Origin of the sequence: Rhizobium changzhiense (assembly GCF_013087625.1) — a bacterium.
Taxonomy (GTDB): domain Bacteria; phylum Pseudomonadota; class Alphaproteobacteria; order Rhizobiales; family Rhizobiaceae; genus Rhizobium; species Rhizobium sophorae.
The window spans coordinates 200,304-217,826 of sequence record NZ_JABFCQ010000006.1; the positions used below are offsets into that span (position 1 = coordinate 200,304).

Genomic DNA, 17,523 nt, shown 5'->3' on the forward strand with positions numbered 1-17,523 from the left:
ATTCAGCCCAAAAGATCACAGCCGCAAGCCGCGATGCCCATTTGCCAGCTTTACCTGGGCGTTTTATGACACTCTGCAAGGTGATCCGTTCGTACATCTGATCTGAAGCTAAAGGCCGGAGCCTGAGAGGCCGCTGCTAAGGTTGGGAGGAAAGTGTTTGAGAGGTTTGGACTGCTTTTTGCGGCAATCGCGCCGTTCCTGCGATGCCAGTAAATCGCGCTCATGCACAAACGAACATTGGCGATGCGACCGCCATGGGCCTAACGGGTTCATGCGACAAGTTCATCTTGGGAAAATATCGCGCATTCGCAGCGAATCTAACCTATGATTTCGGCTTAAAGAATCTGTCGGCTTCCTTCATCGCATTCTGCGCCGAGCCGTACAGCGCGCTTACGGCATCGCGCATTTCGGCAAACGCCTGCATGGTTCGTGGCGAAATGTAATCGCCTCTTGCTTCAGCATTGAGCCGCAAAGCTTTCTCGCAATCGGTGGCAATTCTATCCAGCTCCGGGGAAACCCGATAGAGCCGTTCCAAAATAGCGTCGATGTCACCTTTGGCGCGTTCAGACATTCGTTCTGCCATCAAACCCTCACCGCTGTGTCCCTTCCCCTGCAGGAGCCGAAGAACTCCTAAAGCAGTGTTCCCTGCTCGGCTTCGTCAGCCACTTTTACGTCCGCGTTGCCACGGCGGCGAAGTTCCGTCTCCGCGCTGAAGCGGACGTCTGCATCCCGATCGCAAGCGAACGCCTGGAATGCCGCAATATCCGATCCCAGCTTTTGCCACGCTCCGGGCCTGGCAAAAGCTAGGATCTGCTCTCAATCAACATATTTAGCTATTTCGGCCCGGTGCCGTAAAAGTCCAGATATCACTCGGACACGGTGCGACAGGCTTGCAAACGATTGTCGACATCTTAAAGCTATTATGTCGCGACGTAGCTCGCATATTCACTCCGATCTCAAACAATTCTATTTAATGACTGAATTGCGGTTATAGGACCGAGGCCAGCGCCTGGGGATTGGATGCCGGTCGATCAAACCCGGCGGCAGCAACGCGTGATCTTCGCGGACAAAAAAAGAGGGCCGACGGAGAACCGTGGCCCATTAATTGTGAAGGTATAAACCTCCAGAGGGGAACAGCTGAAACGACGGAACTGGGAGGAAAGCCGTCGTGTTGCATCAGCTGTGATCACCATGCCCCTTTTTTGATCGGTTGGAAAACATTTTTTGTGCAATGCAGCTATGCAACAGCGGATCATCCAGCCGAAGTAGTCCGATAGCATCTTGAACGCTGCTACCGCGACCTGGATCTTGAACTCTTTAGAAGGCGTCGATCTGGCGCCGGACTAGGCCACAGAGAAACGAGCCATCCAATCGTGGAGAGGCCATACGTGAGGACGCGACGCCTTTGATCAGGTTCGACGATTTCGTTTGATTTTACTCGGCGTCGTCGTTCGCCTTTGGGAACAGTTGCAGCACATTTGACCCACCCGGGTGCGCGAGAGCGCGCGCCTTTGAGCGCCGCGAGTTGTTTTCTCCAGCCTTTTGGACAGCTGAAACGAAACCTTCCCGCTGGCGATAATATTCCGGCTTGGCAGGCAGGGTGAGGTCAAACTCTTCAAGCATACGCTCAATAATGTCCATCGCTTCAGCCGCCAGACCAGCATAACCTTCTTGGCGTCGCTCGAAGAAGCCATCGTATCCGGGCCTGGAAAGGTCGAGACTATCCAACGCATAAGAAAGGGTCTTCACTCGGTTCGACAACCACAAAATTTCTTCTGAAAGCTCGGTACTAAAAAGCCCCCAGTTCGCGTCCTGCGGAAGTGCAAGGGTTGGATCGCGAACGTGAAACGCGAATTCGCCTTCATCCATAGGATTGAATTCGGGCATGTCGTGAACGGCCGCATAGCTGGCTCCGACAAAATCGTCCAGGGCCAGCACCGTCAGCATCGCTAGGTTTCTAACCTCGGCTTTCGGGCGCCGGTTGATCCCAGACTTCGCAAGCCGGATGGCGATGGGAAGCAAGGAGCCAGCGGCTAAACCGCCAGCGCCGATGAACGCTCCGATTGTCATGATCCCTTGGGTGGTTTCGAAGAACTGCGTCAATAGTCACCTCGTTGAATGGGAGTTGCGAGTTGCGTCAAGAAGCACACACAGACGGAATCAGCGCTTTGCCGTCCCAGTTTGCCTTGAACTTAAACGATAGGGAACTCCGTTCCCGCCTTATGGCGCCATTGAGCAACCTGACGGCATCATCGTCACCGTCGACCTCAGTTCCTTTGACGCCTTGGCAATGACCTCTCGGTGCAACTTTCGAATTGAAACATCAAGTGATATCGGCTGGCCTGTCTTTCAAGGACCTAATCGAGAACCGGCGATAGTGGTAAGATTTCCCTCAACCATTTTGCGTCATCCTCCAGTTCCCTTCTGAAGCCAATCGACGAGATCTCAATGGCCACGGACCTTACGCGCAGTTTTCAAATGCCCCGACGCGACGAGCTTGGCCTCTTTGCGATCAGCAACGGTTCCGGCCTGTCGATATCGGCCCTGCCGAACGGCACGCTGTTTGCCATCGAATATGCCGACGACAAGGGATCGGTGCAGATCAACCAGATACAGGGCTCGCCGCTCGCCGGCGGCGTCGGTCGCCTTTATCTGCGCATCGGCGGGGCCGCGCCCGAGGTGGTGGAGCTTGTCGGGCCACGCGCTAATGGCAGCTTCGGGCACGATGCGACGAGCCTCTCCTGGAGCGGCAAAACGGGCGATATCGGCTACAACGTCCGCCTCGAGCTTCATCCCACCGAAACGGCCTGGTTCTGGCGTGCCTCTATCCGGCATCTGAAGGATGGCGCGCTGCCGGTCGATCTGGTGCTGATCCAGGACGTCGGTCTCGGCGATCGCGGCTTCCTGATGAACAGCGAAGCCTATGCCTCGCAATATGTCGATCATCATATCGCCGGTCACCAGACATTCGGCCCTGTCGTGATGAACCGGCAAAATCTCAAGCAGTCGGGCGCCCGCAACCCGTGGCTCGTGCAGGGCTGCCTCGATGGGGCGGCTGCCTATGCCACCGATGCGATCCAGCTGGTGCAGGCGAGCGACCGTCTCGACGACCTGTTGGTCGGCCCCTTCGGCACCAGCCTGCCGAGCAAACGGCGCCAGCAAGAGACGGCATGTCCTGCCATCCAGTCGAAATCGCTCTCCGTGCCGGCGACCGGCGCGACCGTGACCTTCTTTGCCGTGTTCGCCGCCGATCATCCCGAGGCGTCGAGCGATGCCGATCTTTCACGGCTTGACGAGCTCGCGGCGACAGACAGTGCGGTCGCCGATATCGAGGAGGCCACGCCGGTCCGCAGCCTGCTTCAGGATGCTGCTTTGCTGAAGGCCGAGGCGCTGGATAAAAAGGCGATCGGCAAGCTCTATCCGGAGCGGAGCCTGGAAGAGCGGGTCGACGGAAAGCTTCTTTCGTTTTTCGTGTCGGACGGCGTTTTGAACCGTCATGTGGTCCTGCGCGACAAGGAGCTCATCGTGGCGCGCCGTCACGGGGCGATCGTCAGAAGCGGTGAGAATATGCTGCTCGACGATGCGACGCTCGCCGCGACCTGCTGGATGCAGGGCATTTTCGCCGCGCAGCTGACGATCGGCAATACGTCCTTTCACAAGCTCTTTTCCGTCTCCCGCGACCCCTACAATCTGACGCGCGCCAGCGGGCTGCGCATCATGGCGGATATCGGCGCCGGCTGGCAGCTACTGGCGGTGCCCTCGGCTTTCGAAATGGGGCTCAGCGATTGCCGCTGGATCTATCGTTGCACGGAACGCACGATCATCGTGTCGGCGGTCGCCTCCGGCGAGGACGCGGCGATGCAGTGGACCGTGTCCGTCGAGGGCAAGCCGTGCCGCTTCCTGGTGTTCGGTCATGTCGTGCTCGGGGAGCGCGAATATGATGCGGGCGGGCAGATCGAATTCGATACGTCAGGCAAACGCATCCTTTTCCGGCCGGACCCGGCCTGGCTCTGGGGCGAGCGTTATCCCGATGCCGGCTACTGGCTGGTGAGTTCGACGCCCGATGCGATCGAGGAGATCGGTGGCGACGAACTGCTCTATAGCGACGGGGTAACGCGCAACGGCGCCTTCGTGGCGCTCCGATCCCGGGCGATACAAGCGCTCTCTTTCGCCGTCGTCGGCTCGATGACCGATGCGGCGGAAGCCGAACGGTTGGCGCAACGTTATGAGGCCGGCATCACCGATGAAGCCATGCTTGCACCCGCATCAAAGTTCTGGCGGAACACCGTGCACGGCTTGACGATCGGCAGCACGTCGCCGGACCTTGCCGCGCAGACGACGCTGCTGCCCTGGCTCGCGCATGATGCGATCGTGCATCTGAGCGTACCGCACGGTCTCGAGCAATATACCGGTGCGGCCTGGGGCACACGCGACGCATGCCAAGGGCCGATCGAATTCCTGCTCGCCTATGAGCATGACCGGGAATCCAAGGAGGTGCTGAAAACCGTCTTCAGCGAACAATACCTGGAAAAGGGCGACTGGCCGCAATGGTTCATGCTGGAGCCCTATGCCAACATCCGGGCGGGCGATAGTCACGGCGACATCGTCGTTTGGCCGCTGAAGGCGCTCTGCGACTATATCGAAGCGACCGGCGATCTCGCCATCCTCGACGAGAAGGTCTCCTGGCGTGACGAAAAGACGATGGCCCGGGCGCCGGAGTTCGACACCATTGCGATCCATGTCGAGAAGCTGCTTGATACCGTTCGTGAAGCTTTCATCCCGGGTACGCATCTGATCCGCTATGGCGAGGGAGACTGGAACGATTCCCTGCAGCCGGCCGATCCGCATCTGCGCGACTGGATGGTCAGCAGTTGGACCGTTGCCCTGCTCTATGAGCAGATCGTCCGTTATTCGGCGATCTTGCGCCGCCTCGGCCACGGCGACAAGGCCAAGGGTTTGAGGAAGATCGCAACGGCGATGCGCCGGGATTTCAACCGCCATCTCGTGCGCGACGGCGTCGTTGCCGGCTATGGCATCTTCGATCCCAGCCATGACGGCGTCGAATTGCTGCTGCATCCGAGCGACCGGCGCACCGGCCTGCATTTCTCGCTGATCTCGATGACGCAGGCAATGCTCGGCGGCCTCTTCACGCCGGCGCAAAGACGCGATCATATGAAGCTGATTAAAGAGCATCTGCTTTTTCCCGACGGCGTGCGGCTGATGGAAAGACCGGCGACCTATGCCGGCGGGCCTGAGACGCTGTTTCGCCGCGCCGAATCCTCCTCCTTCTTCGGCCGCGAGATCGGGCTGATGTATGTGCATGCGCATCTGCGCTACTGCGAAACGCTGGCACTCGATGCCGAGGCGGACGAACTCTGGCAGGCGATCGCCGTCGTCAATCCGATTTCTGTCACCACGGCGCTGCCGCATGCATCGCTGCGCCAGCGCAACACCTATTTCAGCAGCAGCGACGCGGCTTTCCATGATCGTTATCAGGCAGCGGCCGAATGGGAGCGCGTCAAGGCGGGAGAGATCGCGGTCGACGGCGGATGGCGCATCTATTCAAGCGGCCCCGGGCTCTACACCAGGAGCTTCGTCGAAAATATCCTCGGCTTCAAACGGCGCTTCGGCCGGCGCAAACGCAAACCGCTTCTGCCGGAGGTTCACGCTTCCGTCGATCTGCAGACGGATCACGCCGCCTGGCGGCGGCTGATGACGCCGAAATCTGAGGCGTAACAGTTCAGGACGAGGCGCTGTCTATGCAGTGGCGTCGCGCAGCTCTTCGAAGCGCGCGGCGCTCTTCGACAGGTGGGTTCGGATGGCGCGGCGGGCAGCGGCTTCTTCGCCGTCGCGGATCGCCGTGAATATGGCATGGTGCTCCCGGCGCATGCGCGCCGCATGGCGCTTGCGCTCGGCTGAAGTCATCTTGTCCAAGCGCGCCCATTGCCGCGGCACCATGATGTTGCCGAACGTGTCGAAGAGGCGGCCGTAATAGGAGTTTTGTGTCGCGACCAGAATGGATCTGTGGAACGCGTAATCCTCTTGCGCGCCATATCCGCCCTCCTCGAGCGCCTTGTCGAGGGCGTCGAGACGGTCCTGCATGCGGTCGATATCCTCCTGCGTGCGCCGCAAGGCGGCAAGACCGGCAGCTTCATATTCGACCCCCATGCGCAGCTCCAGCACACGCAGGACCTCGTCGATCGACTGCAGGTCGTTCGGAATGATGGAGAAGGATCTTGGCGTCGGATCGTTGGAGACGAACGCGCCCAGTCCCTGGCGGGTGGTGATCAAACCCTTCGCGCGCAGGGCGGCGAGCGCCTCGCGCACGATCGTCCGGCTGACGCCGGTCGTCGCCATGATCGCCTGTTCGGTCGGCAGGCGCTGGCCGGGCTTCAGGTCGCCGGACTCGATTCGCGCCGTCAACATGTCGGCAAGATTGCTGCGCAGGTTCGGCGCCTGCTGAAAGGTGTTGAAGACCGCGTTGTCCTTGTCCGTCATCCTGTTTCGATCCTGGTGTCGGGGCGGCTGCGCCGAAACCGATCAGCGCGCCAGCCAACCGCCATCGACGGGCAGCACCGTTCCGTGCACGTAGTCGGACGCCGACGATGCCAGGAAGACGGCGGCACCGCCGAGTTCGGACGGCGTTCCCCAGCGCCCGGCCGGGATGCGGGCGAGGATGGCGGCGTTGCGGTCCGGATCCTCACGCAGCGCCGTCGTGTTGTTGGTGACGAAATAGCCGGGGGCGATGGCGTTGACGTTGACGCCCTTGCCGGCCCATTCGCAGGCCAGCAGCTTGGTCAGTCCGGCGAGGCCACTTTTCGAGGCGGTATAAGACGGAATGCGGATGCCGCCCTGGAAGGAGAGCAGCGAGGCGATGTTGATGATCTTGCCCCTGCCCTTGTCGACCATATGGCGGCCGGCCGCCTGCGACAGGAAGAAGGCGGTCTTCAGATTGACGTCGATCACCGCGTCCCAGTCTTCCTCGGTGAAGTCGAGCGCATCGGCGCGGCGGATGATGCCGGCATTGTTGACGAGGATGTCGAGGCCGCCGAAGGTCTGGATGGTCTCAGTGACGATCCCCTTGACCGGTTCGATGCTGGCGAGATCGGCCTTGACGACATGGAAGCGGCTGCCCGCCTCCTTCACCAGCGCCTCGGTTTCATCCATCGAGGAACGCCCGACACCGACGATCGATGCACCGGCCTCAGCGAGTGCGGCCGCGATCGCCTGGCCGATACCGGTATTGGCGCCGGTGACGACGGCAGTTCGGCCGGAAAGGTCGAAGGGATTTGCCACGGTGCTCACCTCAGATCCGCAATGGCGATATGGTCCATGTCGGTGAAGCTCTTATTGTCGCCGGCCATCGCCCAGATGAAGCTGTAATTCTTGGTGCCGGCGCCCGAATGGATCGACCAAGGCGGCGAGATGACCGCTTGTTCGTTGGCGACAAGCATATGCCGGGTCTGCTGCGGCTCGCCCATGAAGTGGAAGACGCGCTGCTCGGCTTCGAGATCGAAATAGAGATAGGCTTCCATGCGGCGGTCATGCGTATGGGCAGGCATTGTGTTCCAGACGCTGCCCGGCTCGATCATGGTGAAGCCGAGCGTGAGTTGGCAGGACTGGCAGACATCCGGATGGATGAACTGGTAGATCGACCGCTTGTTGGCCGTCGCGGCTTCGCCCGGCGTCAGGTGACGAGCCTTTTCGCGGGTGAGCAATACGGTCGGGTGCGTTTGATGCGCCGGCGTCGAGACCAGATAGAACTTTGCCGGATTGGCCGCATCCGCGCTCTCGAACCGGATGTCCTTGGCGCCCTTGCCGGCATAGAGGCAATCATATTTGGCAAGATCGTAGTTCGTGCCGTCGACGATGATGCGGCCGGCACCGCCGATGTTCAGGGCGCCGAGTTCACGCTCGGCAAGGAAGGTTTCCTGTCCGATCGCCGTCGGCGCCGTCAGCGTCAGCCCCGGGCCGAGCGGCGTCGCGCCGCCGATGACCATCCGGTCGTAATGCGAATATGTGAGCCGGATCTCGCCGCTCGCGAAGACGGTTTCCACCAGAAAATGACGCCGCAGCGTCTCCGTGTCGAAATCACGCACGGCCTCGGGATGGGAGGCGTGCCTCACGTCGATCTGCATGTCAATTTTCCTTCCGCTTCATTGTCGCCAAGGGTCGTCGCTATTGCGGGAGCCGGTCTTGCCCGGCCTGTTCCGCTGCGGCGGTATCCATCCGGTTACATAGTTGTACGACAAGTTTGGAGTCAACATGTTTGTCCGTGCGCGCTTGAGGAGCCGTAAAGGCCCGCAAGAGCACGAAGCGAATTCGGGAATAGATAGGAGAGTTTCCGGAGATGATGACGCCATCATCAAGCGATGATCGCAAGCGGACGCTTCGGCGCGGTCCGGCATTTTCTGGGGCCAAAACGAAAAAGCCTGCCGCGGGAGGAGGTGCGGCAGGCTTTCGAAAAAAACCGAACGACAGCTGGGAGGAGGAGTGCTGTCATTCCACAGACGGCCCTGGGAGGAGGATGGGACGCCTGTACATCGAAGGGACGCGGGAGGAGGTGCATCGCTTCGATAGAAATAATCATACTTATTTCTTGCTCAGTTGGTAGGCATTTCTTTGCAGGGCAGCTATGCGTTATGCGAAAAGCGGGAAGCTTAATCACCCTGGATCCATTTGCCGGAAGCACAAAAGCAAAGCGCCCGCTCGGGAGGAAGCAGGCGCTGGGCAAGTCTCGAAGATGCTTGGTCTAAGCTGCCGTTAGCGGGCGATGGCTGCGCGGGCGACGTTGCGGATTTCGCTGCGGCCGATGCCGAGGTCGTCCAGTTCGCGTGCGGACATACGACCCAGTTCAGCGACCGTCTGACGGTACTTGCGCCAGTTATTGAAAGAGCGTGCTACGTTCATGATGATCCCCTTTCGTGGGCTTTCGAAGCTTAGCTGCCAGTCCTTGGCGCTTCGTTCGCTTCGACGAACTGTATATAGTATGGGACATCTGATTATTGCAGCGCCAATGCATCACTGCACCTATGCGGCCCCTGCATGGGTCGCCGTATCTAGTAGCCAATCAGGATTTGAAACGATCGAAGGCCGTCAGCCGCACGATCGGCGGCTCCGCCTCGGCCCATCGGTAAATATCCGATCGCAGATAGGAGAGTTCGTCGTCGAGATCCTCCTCGCCGACTTCGATCCACCAGGACTTCAGGCGGCCGTCGCTGCCGTCCGACCAGCGATAACCCCTCGCCTTCAGATGATCCTTCATCTCGAACGGGCTGTGTTCGGCAAAGATACGGATGCGCGAGCGCTGGCTGGCGCGGTAAAGCTCGGTGAACGGGCTTTCACCGTCGCGCTGCTCTCGATCGAGGATTTCCAGGAGCGCGTGGCAGTCGTCCACAGCGCGATGGCCTTCGTGAAAATATCCGGCCTGACCGACGAGGTAGCCGAGTTTCGTACCCTCGAAGCCGCGGGCGCTCCAATCGACCTCCGAAACGGAGCATGCCCAGGCTTTGCCGCTGAAAATCTTGGAAAAGGCCTCGCAGAACGGCCGGTCGAAACCGGCATTGTGGGCAATGATCAGATCCGCCGGCTCGATCAGACTGCGCAGCGATTGGATATCGATGAGCTGTCCTTCGACCATCGCATCCGTGATACCAGTCAGCCGGGTGATCTCGGGCGGGATCGGCCGGGACGGCTGTTGCAGGCCGCCGTAAACGCCGACGATATCGCCGATCGCGCCGTCGTCGTCGAAGGTAAAAGCGACGGCGCCGATTTCGATAATCTCGTCGCTGCGGTGGCTAAGACCTGTGGTCTCCGTATCGAGAATGACGCCGAGCCGCGAAAACCCGGGCTGTCTGACTGACGCAATAGGCCGGGCGGCCAGCTTTCTCAAGATGCGATAGTTGCCGCTCTCTTCGAGCGCCCGCACCATGTCTTCATCGGAGTGAACGACCGGCTGCGATGGCCGCCGGTGCAATGGACCGCGTGCCTTGGCCGTCGCGGGCGATGCCTTGGCAAACATGTCGAGTTGCGAATCTCTGTGCACGCTCATCGAATCTATATGTCACGGAGACGCGATTGAATCCATCACTCGCGGCAGGCGCTGTGGAGTATCCCCACCTGCTGCCCTCTCCGGCGGGAAGCTCAGCCGGCAGACCGCGCCGGGATTGCGGTTGTCTATCGTCACCTCGCCGCCGTGCAAACGCAGGATGTCGCGAACGAGATTGAGGCCGAGGCCGGCACCGCGTCCGTCGTGATGGCGCTTGAAGAACGGCTCGAATATCCGATCCCGGACATCGGCGGGGATGCCCGGTCCCTCGTCGCTGACCTCGATCCAGTTGCAGCCTGACGTCAGTGAGATGGTGCCTTTCCTGCCGCCGTGGTTGATTGCGTTCTGCAGGATGTTCATCAGGGCGCGCTGTAGCGCCAGAGGATCGCCTTCGATCTCGCCGGCGCCGTCGACATCGAACTGCACCGTATAACCGGCGGCAAAGGCAAGCGGCGCCATCTCGATGATGACCTTCCTCGCCAGCTGGCCAAGATCGACCTTGCAGAATTGGACCTTGCCCTGTTTCAGTCGCTGAAGATCGAGCATCTGCTCGGTGAGAACGGCGAGCCTTGCGGCGTCTTCCAAGAGGTCGGTCTTGATCGAACTGTGCGGTAGCGATCCAATTCTCGTGTTCAGAATGGCGATCGGCGTGCGCAGCTCATGGGCGGCATCGGTCAGAAACCGCTCCTGCCGCTCATAACCCTCGTCGAGACGGCCGAGCGCGCGGTTGACGGCGTGCACCAGCGGCGCGATCTCTTCGGGAATATCGTTTTCCGACAGCCGGCCGCCACGCTGGTCGATATCGATCGTATCGGCCTGGAGCGCGGCCTGGTCGATCCCGACCAGCGACCTTCGCACGACGAGCGGCGTCGCGATCAACGCACCCAACGCCATCACCGCGACGATGGGAATAACAATTTTTACAAGGACCAGCGAGAGCTTGAGCAGGATGAAGGTGGAGGAGTTGGGGCCGTCGGTGCCCGTGAGAAACTGCACCTGCCCCCAATCCGTCGCAATCCACTTCATCCGGGCAGCCGGACGGTCGTGGTCGCCGAGGTTCGAGCCGAACTTGGCCTGGCCGACATGATCGAGCGTGTTGCCGATTGCGGCATATTCTTCCGGAATCCGGCCCTCGGTCAAAACATGTCCCTGCATGTCGCGAATAGTGTACCAGAGATCGGGCGCGTCTTTGCGCAGCTGTCGCAGATCCTCGGTCTCCCTCAGGCTCAACTCTCCGGTGGGCTGGCGGAAGACGGCCTGGCGCAGGATCTCGATCGTGCCCTCCGTCGAGCTGAATTCGGATAACTTGCCAACCGAAATCAGCACGATCATCACCAGGATGAGCACGACCGATTGCACGGCAAGAAGCCGCCAGAACAGGCGCTTGCGCAGCGAATAGGAGCATCGTTTGCTCATGATGCTTCACGCAGGAGATAACCCACGCCCCGGATAACGTTGATGACCACGCCTGCTTGCGATGCTGCCAGCTTGCGCCGCAACCGCGATATGTGGGAATCGAGCGCGTTCGACTGGATCTCGTCGTCGAAGCCGAAGACCGCTTCCATCAAGGCGGGTCTCGGCACCATGCGACCGGCACGGCGCATGAGGCATTCGAGCACCAACGCCTCCCGGCGCGGCATTTCCAAACGCAGGCCGGAGACGATGATGTCGCAATAGGTCGGATCGAACGAAAGACGGCCGATCGAGATCAGCGCCGGGCGCAAGGTTTCGGAGCGGCGCATCACGGCGCGCAGCCGCGCCAGAAGTTCGTCGAAGACGAAGGGCTTGGCAAGGTAATCGTCGGCGCCGGTCTCAAGCCCGGTGATCCTGTCTGGAACCTCTCCCTTGGCGGTGATGACGATGATCGGCAGCGTCAGCCCCTTCTTGCGGATCTTCGGAATGAGTTCGAGGCCGTCGCCGTCGGGCAGTTGCCGATCCAGGAGGACGGCGTCGTAGGCGCCGTCGCCGATCACCAGCTCGGCGTCGCACAGGGTCGAAACGTGATCCATCACCATGTCGTGCCTAGTGAGCGCCCCCCGGAGCGCCACGGCCATTTGAGGTTCATCCTCGATCAGTAATATGCGCATCTCACATTCCTATCGGGGCCTCGGTCCATAGGTGGAAACCATATCACCATCGAGCAAGTCTGCGATGCCTGTTGCGCATCGAATGCAGGATCGCCGCCTCATAGCAAAGGATAGTATCCGTCATCATGCGCAGCGCTGCTCGATCAATATCATTGGCTGGTATCTGCGGCTGATCCGGTAGACCGCGGCCGGCGGGAGATTGCGCAACGTCCAGCCGATCCTCGTGGAGACAAGGCCGAGGGAGTCGAGGATTTCGACGGGCACCGGGCATTTCGGCCCGTAGGTGAACTGATAGAAGGCACCGTATGGCCTGAGGTTGGAAAAGCAGCCCTCGAGGAGCGCCCGCACGTCCTCCGGCCGCATGGCAAGAAGCGGAAGCCCGCTGACGACGCCGCCGAAGAAGCTTCCGGAAAGCGCCGTCTTCCACATCTGCCGCACGTCCACCCGCAGCACCCTGGCATCGGGAAAGCGGCCTTGAAGCAGCGTGGCGAAATCCCGCTCGTATTCGACCAGCGTCAGATCGCGCTCGGCAATGCCGCGTTCCAAAAGGGCCGCGGTGAAAACACCGGTGCCCGGGCCGAGCTCGAGAACCGGCCCGGTCAACGCAGAAATTTCCTTGGTCATCAGGCCCGCAAGGCGAGGGCCTGACGGCGTGATCGAGGCGATGCGCAGAGGCGCGCGAAGCCAGGCGAGGAGAAAGCGTCGTCGATCGAGACGTGGCATTGGACCTTCACATTGATGTTCTGATCCCACCTATGAAGCGGCTCAACATTGCAACAGTCTGTCAGATCGCCGGCGGATCGCTGCTAAGGCGGATATTCATACGAGACAGGCTGCGGGTGCATTTTACAATCGAACGTGATCGGGCGGGAACGGCCGTCCGGCCGTCCCTTGCGTTCCATGGATGGGGAGCTTAGCTGTTAGATCCCAGGACCCCTCGGGTAGGCGAATAGGCGGCGAGCGACCGAAGGAGAATGCATGCCTGGTGACAAAAAAGGTGCCGACGAGGATGTCGTCATCATCGGCGCCGGTGCCGCCGGCATTGCCGCCGCCCGCCGCCTGCAGGCAATCCGCCCGGGTCTTTCCATCCTCCTGCTTGAAGCCGGCGACCGTCTCGGCGGGCGCGCCTGGACGGTCGGGCTGCCTGACGCCGATATCGCGCTCGATCTCGGCTGCGGCTGGCTGCATGGTGCGCGGACCAATGCCTGGACTGCAATCGCCGGCGAGGTTGGACTGACCGTCGACCGCACGCCGGCACCCTGGAATGATGGCGGACGGCGGCTTCAGCGGGAGGATGCGGAGGCGCGTGCAGCCACGGGGGGAATGACGCAGCCATGGCCGATATGCTCGAGCCCGGCAATCCCTGGAACGGCCAGATCCGGGCGGTCGGCACCTATATCACCGGCGCCGAACTGGAGCGGTCGTCGGTTGTCGATTACAACAGATACGATCCCGGCCCTGGCCCTGACTGGCGGGTGCGCGAGGGCTATGGAACGCTGGTCTCGCTTTACGGCAAGCCGGTTCGGGCAAGGCTCGGCACCGAGGTCACCCGCATCGACCATCGTCATGCCGGCCGTATGGGCGTCGAGACGAACCAGGGTGTGCTCAATGCCCGCGCGGTGCTGGTGACCGTTTCGACGAATGTGCTTGCCGCCGGCAAGATCGCCTTCGACCCGCCTTTGCCTGACAAGATCGAGGCCGCGGCCCGTCTACCGCTCGGGCTCGCCGACAAGCTGTTCCTGAGGCTCGCAAATCAGGAGGCGCTGCCGGCGGACACGCATATGCTCGGCTGTACCCGTCGCGGCGCGACCGGCACCTATCAGCTCCGGCCGTTCGGCGCTCCCGTCGTCGAGGCTTATTTTGCCGGCGACCTTGCGCATGATCTGGAGGGGCAAGGCAGAGAGGCTGCCTTCTCCTTCGCTGGAGATGAACTGGCGGCACATTTTGGCGCGGACATCCGCAAGGAGCTATCAGTCGCCGCAATGTCGGCCTGGGCAGCAATGCCCCATATCGGCGGCTCCTATTCCTACGCCGAGCCCGGCGCCTCCGATCAACGCGGCCGTCTCGCCGCACCGCATGACGAGCGGATCTTCTTTGCCGGCGAAGCTTGTTCGAAGTCGCGTTATTCGACGGCGCACGGCGCCTACGAGACCGGCGCCGCCGCTGCCGATCGGATCGCCGGCTCGTTTTGGTAAAATCCGTGATCGTCACCGGCCGCGACGGCAGGCAGGAATATTTTTTTCTCACTTGTCGCGCGGGCGGGATTGGTTATGCTCACCCCAGCCCCTGTGCTCCCAGCCCGGGGCGCTATACGTCATCCGGCGGCAAGCGGCCGCCTCAAGCACAATATTGTCATTGTCATTGATTGCAGGAGCCCCGGCTTCTACCCCGACGTTTGCACGTCGGCTGCGGGTATCCGCATGAGGAGGAAGAAATGGATTATCGCAAGCTCGGTCCCAGCGGGACCGTCGTCACCGCCTATTGCCTCGGCACCATGACCTTCGGCGCGGAGGCCGATGAGGCCGCCTCGCACAAGCTGCTCGACGATTATTTCGCCTGGGGCGGCAATTTCATCGATACCGCCGATGTCTATAGCGCCGGCAAGTCGGAAGAGATCATCGGACGCTGGCTGAAGGCGCGCCCGACCGAGGCCCGCCAGGCGATCGTCGCCACCAAGGGGCGCTTTCCGATGGGCAACGGCCCCAACGATATCGGCCTGTCGCGCCGGCATCTTGGCCAGGCTCTCGACGATTCGCTCCGCCGCCTCGGCCTCGAGCAGATCGACCTTTACCAGATGCATGCCTGGGACGCGCTGACGCCGATCGAGGAGACGCTGCGTTTCCTCGACGATGCGGTTTCCTCCGGCAAGATCGGCTATTACGGCTTCTCCAACTATGTCGGCTGGCACATCGCCAAGGCCTCGGAGATCGCCAAGGCGCGCGGCTATACCCGCCCGGTGACGCTGCAGCCGCAATATAACCTGCTGGTGCGCGACATCGAGCTCGAGATTGTCGCTGCCTGCCAGGATGCCGGCATGGGTCTTTTGCCGTGGTCGCCGCTCGGCGGCGGCTGGCTGACCGGCAAGTACAAGCGCGACGAGATGCCGACGGGTGCCACCCGCCTCGGCGAAAACCCCAATCGCGGCGGCGAATCCTATGCGCCACGCAATGCGCTGGAGAGAACCTGGGCAATCATCGCTGTCGTTGAGGAGATCGCCAAGGCGCATGGCGTCAGCATGGCGCAGGTGGCGCTCGCCTGGACGGCGGCGCAGCCGGCAATCACGTCGGTGATCCTCGGCGCCCGCACGCCGGAACAGCTCGCCGACAATTTGGGCGCCATGAAGCTCAAACTCTCCGACGACGACATGGCGCGGTTGAACGAGGTGAGTGCGCCCCAGCCTTTCGACTATCCCTACGGCAAAGGCGGCATCAACCAGCGCCACCGCAAGATCGAGGGCGGCCGCTGAGCCTTCTGTCTGCAATCGGATGAGTCGTCTCGCCCGGTCTGCAACCGCCAATGAAAAAGCCGCCATGTTTCCATGGCGGCTTTTCGGCCTTTCTGCTTGGGAGGCGATTTTAGGCCGGAAGCTGGAAGATCACGTTGGCGATCAGGACGATCGCCAGGCCGCCGGCGAGTGCGACATAGGGCAGGATGCCGGCTTTCTTGACGCCGAGATCCTGGCCGACGAGACCGAGATCCTCCATCGCGCCGGCTGGGAATTTGCCGCCGTCGCGCACATAGTGGCGATAGGCGAAGACCGGCAGGATCAGGGCGGCGAAGATGAAGCCGACCCAGAGCGCATTGGAATAACCCCAGACCTTGGCACCGGCGCCGAGAAACAGCGCGTTGACGAAGGCCAGCACGGTGTTGAGGCCGATCAGCCAGGTCGGCGCCTTCCAGGGACGTTCGATATGGCCGGAATCCATCCGGTGGATCCAGCCGGAATTGAGGTTCAGGAAGTTGAAGATGATGTAGCCGACATTCGAGACGGCGAGCACGAAGAAATAGCCGCCGACATCCGAGGCGATCGCCAGCAGGAAGAGATTGAAGGCGAAATCGGTCCACATCGCCCTGGTCGGCGCGCCGTTCTCGTTGACGTGGTCGAGGTATTTCGGCAGCCAGCCATCCTTCGAGCCCTGGTAGAGCGTGCGCGAAGAGCCGGCCATCGCCGTCATGATGGCGAGGAAGAGCGCCATGATCATCAGTACGACGAGCAACTGGGTGATGACCCTGCCGGCGCCGATCAGGCCGCCGAGCGCTTCGGCAACGCCGGTGCCGTCGACGATGCCGGGGGCCAGCATGCCTGCATGGCCGAGAACACCCTGGAAGGCGAAGGGCACGAGGAAGAAGAACAGGCAGCAGGCAAGGCCGGAATAGAAGATCGCCTTGAAGGTGTCGGTCTTCGGGTTCTTGAGTTCGCGGGTGTAGCAGACCGCCGTCTCGAAGCCGTAGGTCGACCAGGCGGCGATATAGAGGCCGCCGAGGAAAAGCGTCCAGCCGCCGTTGCTCCAGGTGCCGTCGGCCGCGGCATAGGCGGCTGTCGGCGGCACGAGGCCGGTGACGTTGGTGGCAAGGATCTGGCCGCTGACGATCGGGTAAAGGCCGATGATGAGCAGCGGCACCAGCACGATGATTGCCAGCCATTTCTGCACGCTTGCCGTTTCCGAAATGCCGCGATGCTGGATCGCGAAGATGATCAGCATCAGGATGCCGCCGATGAAGAAGGTGGCGTTGATATTGGCGGTGGCAAGGAAGGGAATATTGAAGCTCAAAAGCGACCAGCTGCGGATCGCCGGCGTCAGGGCGGCGACGCCGTCGGTGCCGAGCAATGCCTTGACGGCGTCATCCGGCGTGGTGCCGGCATGGGCCGCGATATATTCGGCGACGCGGGGGCTGTCGGCCGTGATGGAAGCGGCATGCGCTGAGATCCAGTCAAGGACCATCTGCGAATCCGCCGCGGGAATCGGGTAGAATGCGTTGAGGATGTATCCGGCGGCGATGGCGCAGCCGAGCGATAGCACCGGCGACCAGGCAAACCAGTTGCACCAGACGGAGAGCGGCGCGATGAATTTCGAATAACGAAGCCAGGCGGTGGCGCCATAGACCGAGGCGCCGCCGGATTTGTTGGCGAACATGCCGGCGATTTCGGCATAGGTGAAGGATTGCAGGAAACCCATCACCATCGAGATGATCCAGACGACGAAGGCGAGCTTGCCCGTCGTGCCTGCGATGCCGCCGATAGAGAATAGGACGAGCGGCGGCACGCCCGCAGCCACCCAGAATGCGCCCTTCCAATCGAGGGCGCGTATAAGCTTACCTTCGGTGCCGGACGAAATCCCGGCCTCCACAGCGTCTGTCATCGTTGAAATTCCCCATTATATCTGTTCC

Annotated in this window: 13 protein-coding genes and 1 pseudogene; 3 read left to right on the forward strand and 11 right to left on the reverse strand. The window is 61.4% G+C overall.

What is annotated here, in order from left to right:
* Positions 1 to 322: 322 nt before the first annotated feature.
* Both G9X68_RS26310 and G9X68_RS26315 read right to left on the reverse strand, forming a co-directional pair.
* Entirely contained in the window at positions 323 to 583 is a 261-nt protein-coding gene (locus G9X68_RS26310) for a hypothetical protein (protein WP_131139697.1), read from the reverse strand.
* Between the two features lie 851 nt (positions 584 to 1,434).
* Positions 1,435 to 2,103 carry a hypothetical protein gene (locus G9X68_RS26315; protein ID WP_171604878.1) on the reverse strand — a complete coding sequence of 223 codons (669 nt, stop codon included), beginning with the start codon at positions 2,101 to 2,103 and terminating at the stop codon, positions 1,435 to 1,437.
* A gap of 345 nt (positions 2,104 to 2,448) precedes the next feature.
* On the opposite strand from G9X68_RS26315, the gene G9X68_RS26320 reads away from it, so the two are divergent.
* A complete protein-coding gene (locus tag G9X68_RS26320) occupies positions 2,449 to 5,736 on the forward strand; it encodes a GH36-type glycosyl hydrolase domain-containing protein (RefSeq protein WP_171604879.1) in 3,288 nt (1,095 codons plus the stop codon).
* Between the two features lie 21 nt (positions 5,737 to 5,757).
* Here the strand turns inward: G9X68_RS26320 and G9X68_RS26325 are convergent, their stop codons facing one another.
* The 8 genes from G9X68_RS26325 to G9X68_RS26360 form a co-directional block, all read right to left on the reverse strand.
* Positions 5,758 to 6,498: a FadR/GntR family transcriptional regulator gene (locus tag G9X68_RS26325; RefSeq protein ID WP_171604880.1), complete on the reverse strand. Its 741-nt coding sequence runs from the start codon at positions 6,496 to 6,498 to the stop codon at positions 5,758 to 5,760.
* Positions 6,499 to 6,540: 42 nt separating this feature from the next.
* Positions 6,541 to 7,305 carry a 2-dehydro-3-deoxy-D-gluconate 5-dehydrogenase KduD gene (kduD, locus tag G9X68_RS26330; protein WP_319004761.1) on the reverse strand — a complete coding sequence of 255 codons (765 nt, stop codon included), beginning with the start codon at positions 7,303 to 7,305 and terminating at the stop codon, positions 6,541 to 6,543.
* Positions 7,302 to 8,138, reverse strand: a complete 837-nt coding sequence (gene kduI, locus G9X68_RS26335) for a 5-dehydro-4-deoxy-D-glucuronate isomerase (protein ID WP_171604882.1) — start codon at positions 8,136 to 8,138, stop codon at positions 7,302 to 7,304. Before kduI ends, kduD begins: the two co-directional genes overlap by 4 nt.
* Before the next feature lie 625 nt (positions 8,139 to 8,763).
* Positions 8,764 to 8,910 (reverse strand): DUF1127 domain-containing protein, encoded by a 147-nt coding sequence (locus G9X68_RS26340; protein WP_003548073.1) that lies wholly within the window; start codon positions 8,908 to 8,910, stop codon positions 8,764 to 8,766.
* A 160-nt stretch (positions 8,911 to 9,070) separates the two neighbouring features.
* On the reverse strand, positions 9,071 to 10,051 hold the full coding sequence (locus tag G9X68_RS26345; RefSeq protein WP_171604883.1) for a 3'-5' exonuclease: 981 nt from the start codon (positions 10,049 to 10,051) through the stop codon (positions 9,071 to 9,073).
* A gap of 12 nt (positions 10,052 to 10,063) precedes the next feature.
* A complete protein-coding gene (locus G9X68_RS26350; RefSeq protein WP_171604884.1) occupies positions 10,064 to 11,464 on the reverse strand; it encodes a sensor histidine kinase in 1,401 nt (466 codons plus the stop codon).
* Positions 11,461 to 12,135, reverse strand: a complete 675-nt coding sequence (locus tag G9X68_RS26355; RefSeq protein WP_011655266.1) for a response regulator transcription factor — start codon at positions 12,133 to 12,135, stop codon at positions 11,461 to 11,463. The genes G9X68_RS26350 and G9X68_RS26355 overlap by 4 nt, the downstream gene beginning before the upstream one ends.
* A 123-nt stretch (positions 12,136 to 12,258) precedes the next feature.
* On the reverse strand, positions 12,259 to 12,858 hold the full coding sequence (locus tag G9X68_RS26360; protein WP_171604885.1) for a class I SAM-dependent methyltransferase: 600 nt from the start codon (positions 12,856 to 12,858) through the stop codon (positions 12,259 to 12,261).
* A gap of 255 nt (positions 12,859 to 13,113) precedes the next feature.
* Here G9X68_RS26360 and G9X68_RS26365 point away from each other — a divergent pair.
* Positions 13,114 to 14,330: pseudogene (locus G9X68_RS26365) on the forward strand (flavin monoamine oxidase family protein).
* A gap of 239 nt (positions 14,331 to 14,569) precedes the next feature.
* Positions 14,570 to 15,601, forward strand: a complete 1,032-nt coding sequence (locus tag G9X68_RS26370) for an aldo/keto reductase (RefSeq protein WP_168315143.1) — start codon at positions 14,570 to 14,572, stop codon at positions 15,599 to 15,601.
* Positions 15,602 to 15,710: 109 nt separating this feature from the next.
* Here G9X68_RS26370 and G9X68_RS26375 read toward each other — a convergent pair whose 3' ends face one another.
* Positions 15,711 to 17,495, reverse strand: a complete 1,785-nt coding sequence (locus G9X68_RS26375) for a trimethylamine N-oxide permease (RefSeq protein WP_171604886.1) — start codon at positions 17,493 to 17,495, stop codon at positions 15,711 to 15,713.
* Positions 17,496 to 17,523: the final 28 nt, after the last annotated feature.

Bases quoted from the DNA above. Each gene is read 5' to 3' on its own strand.
- G9X68_RS26310 (WP_131139697.1), bottom strand. From the start codon at position 583: ATGGCAGAACGAATGTCTGAACGCGCCAAAGGTGACATCGACGCTATT.
- G9X68_RS26360 (WP_171604885.1), bottom strand. From the start codon at position 12,858: ATGCCACGTCTCGATCGACGACGCTTTCTCCTCGCCTGGCTTCGCGCG.
- G9X68_RS26340 (WP_003548073.1), bottom strand. From the start codon at position 8,910: ATGAACGTAGCACGCTCTTTCAATAACTGGCGCAAGTACCGTCAGACG.
- G9X68_RS26325 (WP_171604880.1), bottom strand. From the start codon at position 6,498: ATGACGGACAAGGACAACGCGGTCTTCAACACCTTTCAGCAGGCGCCG.
- G9X68_RS26320 (WP_171604879.1), top strand. From the start codon at position 2,449: ATGGCCACGGACCTTACGCGCAGTTTTCAAATGCCCCGACGCGACGAG.
- G9X68_RS26355 (WP_011655266.1), bottom strand. From the start codon at position 12,135: ATGCGCATATTACTGATCGAGGATGAACCTCAAATGGCCGTGGCGCTC.
- G9X68_RS26375 (WP_171604886.1), bottom strand. From the start codon at position 17,495: ATGACAGACGCTGTGGAGGCCGGGATTTCGTCCGGCACCGAAGGTAAG.
- kduI (WP_171604882.1), bottom strand. From the start codon at position 8,138: ATGCAGATCGACGTGAGGCACGCCTCCCATCCCGAGGCCGTGCGTGAT.
- G9X68_RS26345 (WP_171604883.1), bottom strand. From the start codon at position 10,051: ATGAGCGTGCACAGAGATTCGCAACTCGACATGTTTGCCAAGGCATCG.
- G9X68_RS26370 (WP_168315143.1), top strand. From the start codon at position 14,570: ATGGATTATCGCAAGCTCGGTCCCAGCGGGACCGTCGTCACCGCCTAT.
- G9X68_RS26350 (WP_171604884.1), bottom strand. From the start codon at position 11,464: ATGAGCAAACGATGCTCCTATTCGCTGCGCAAGCGCCTGTTCTGGCGG.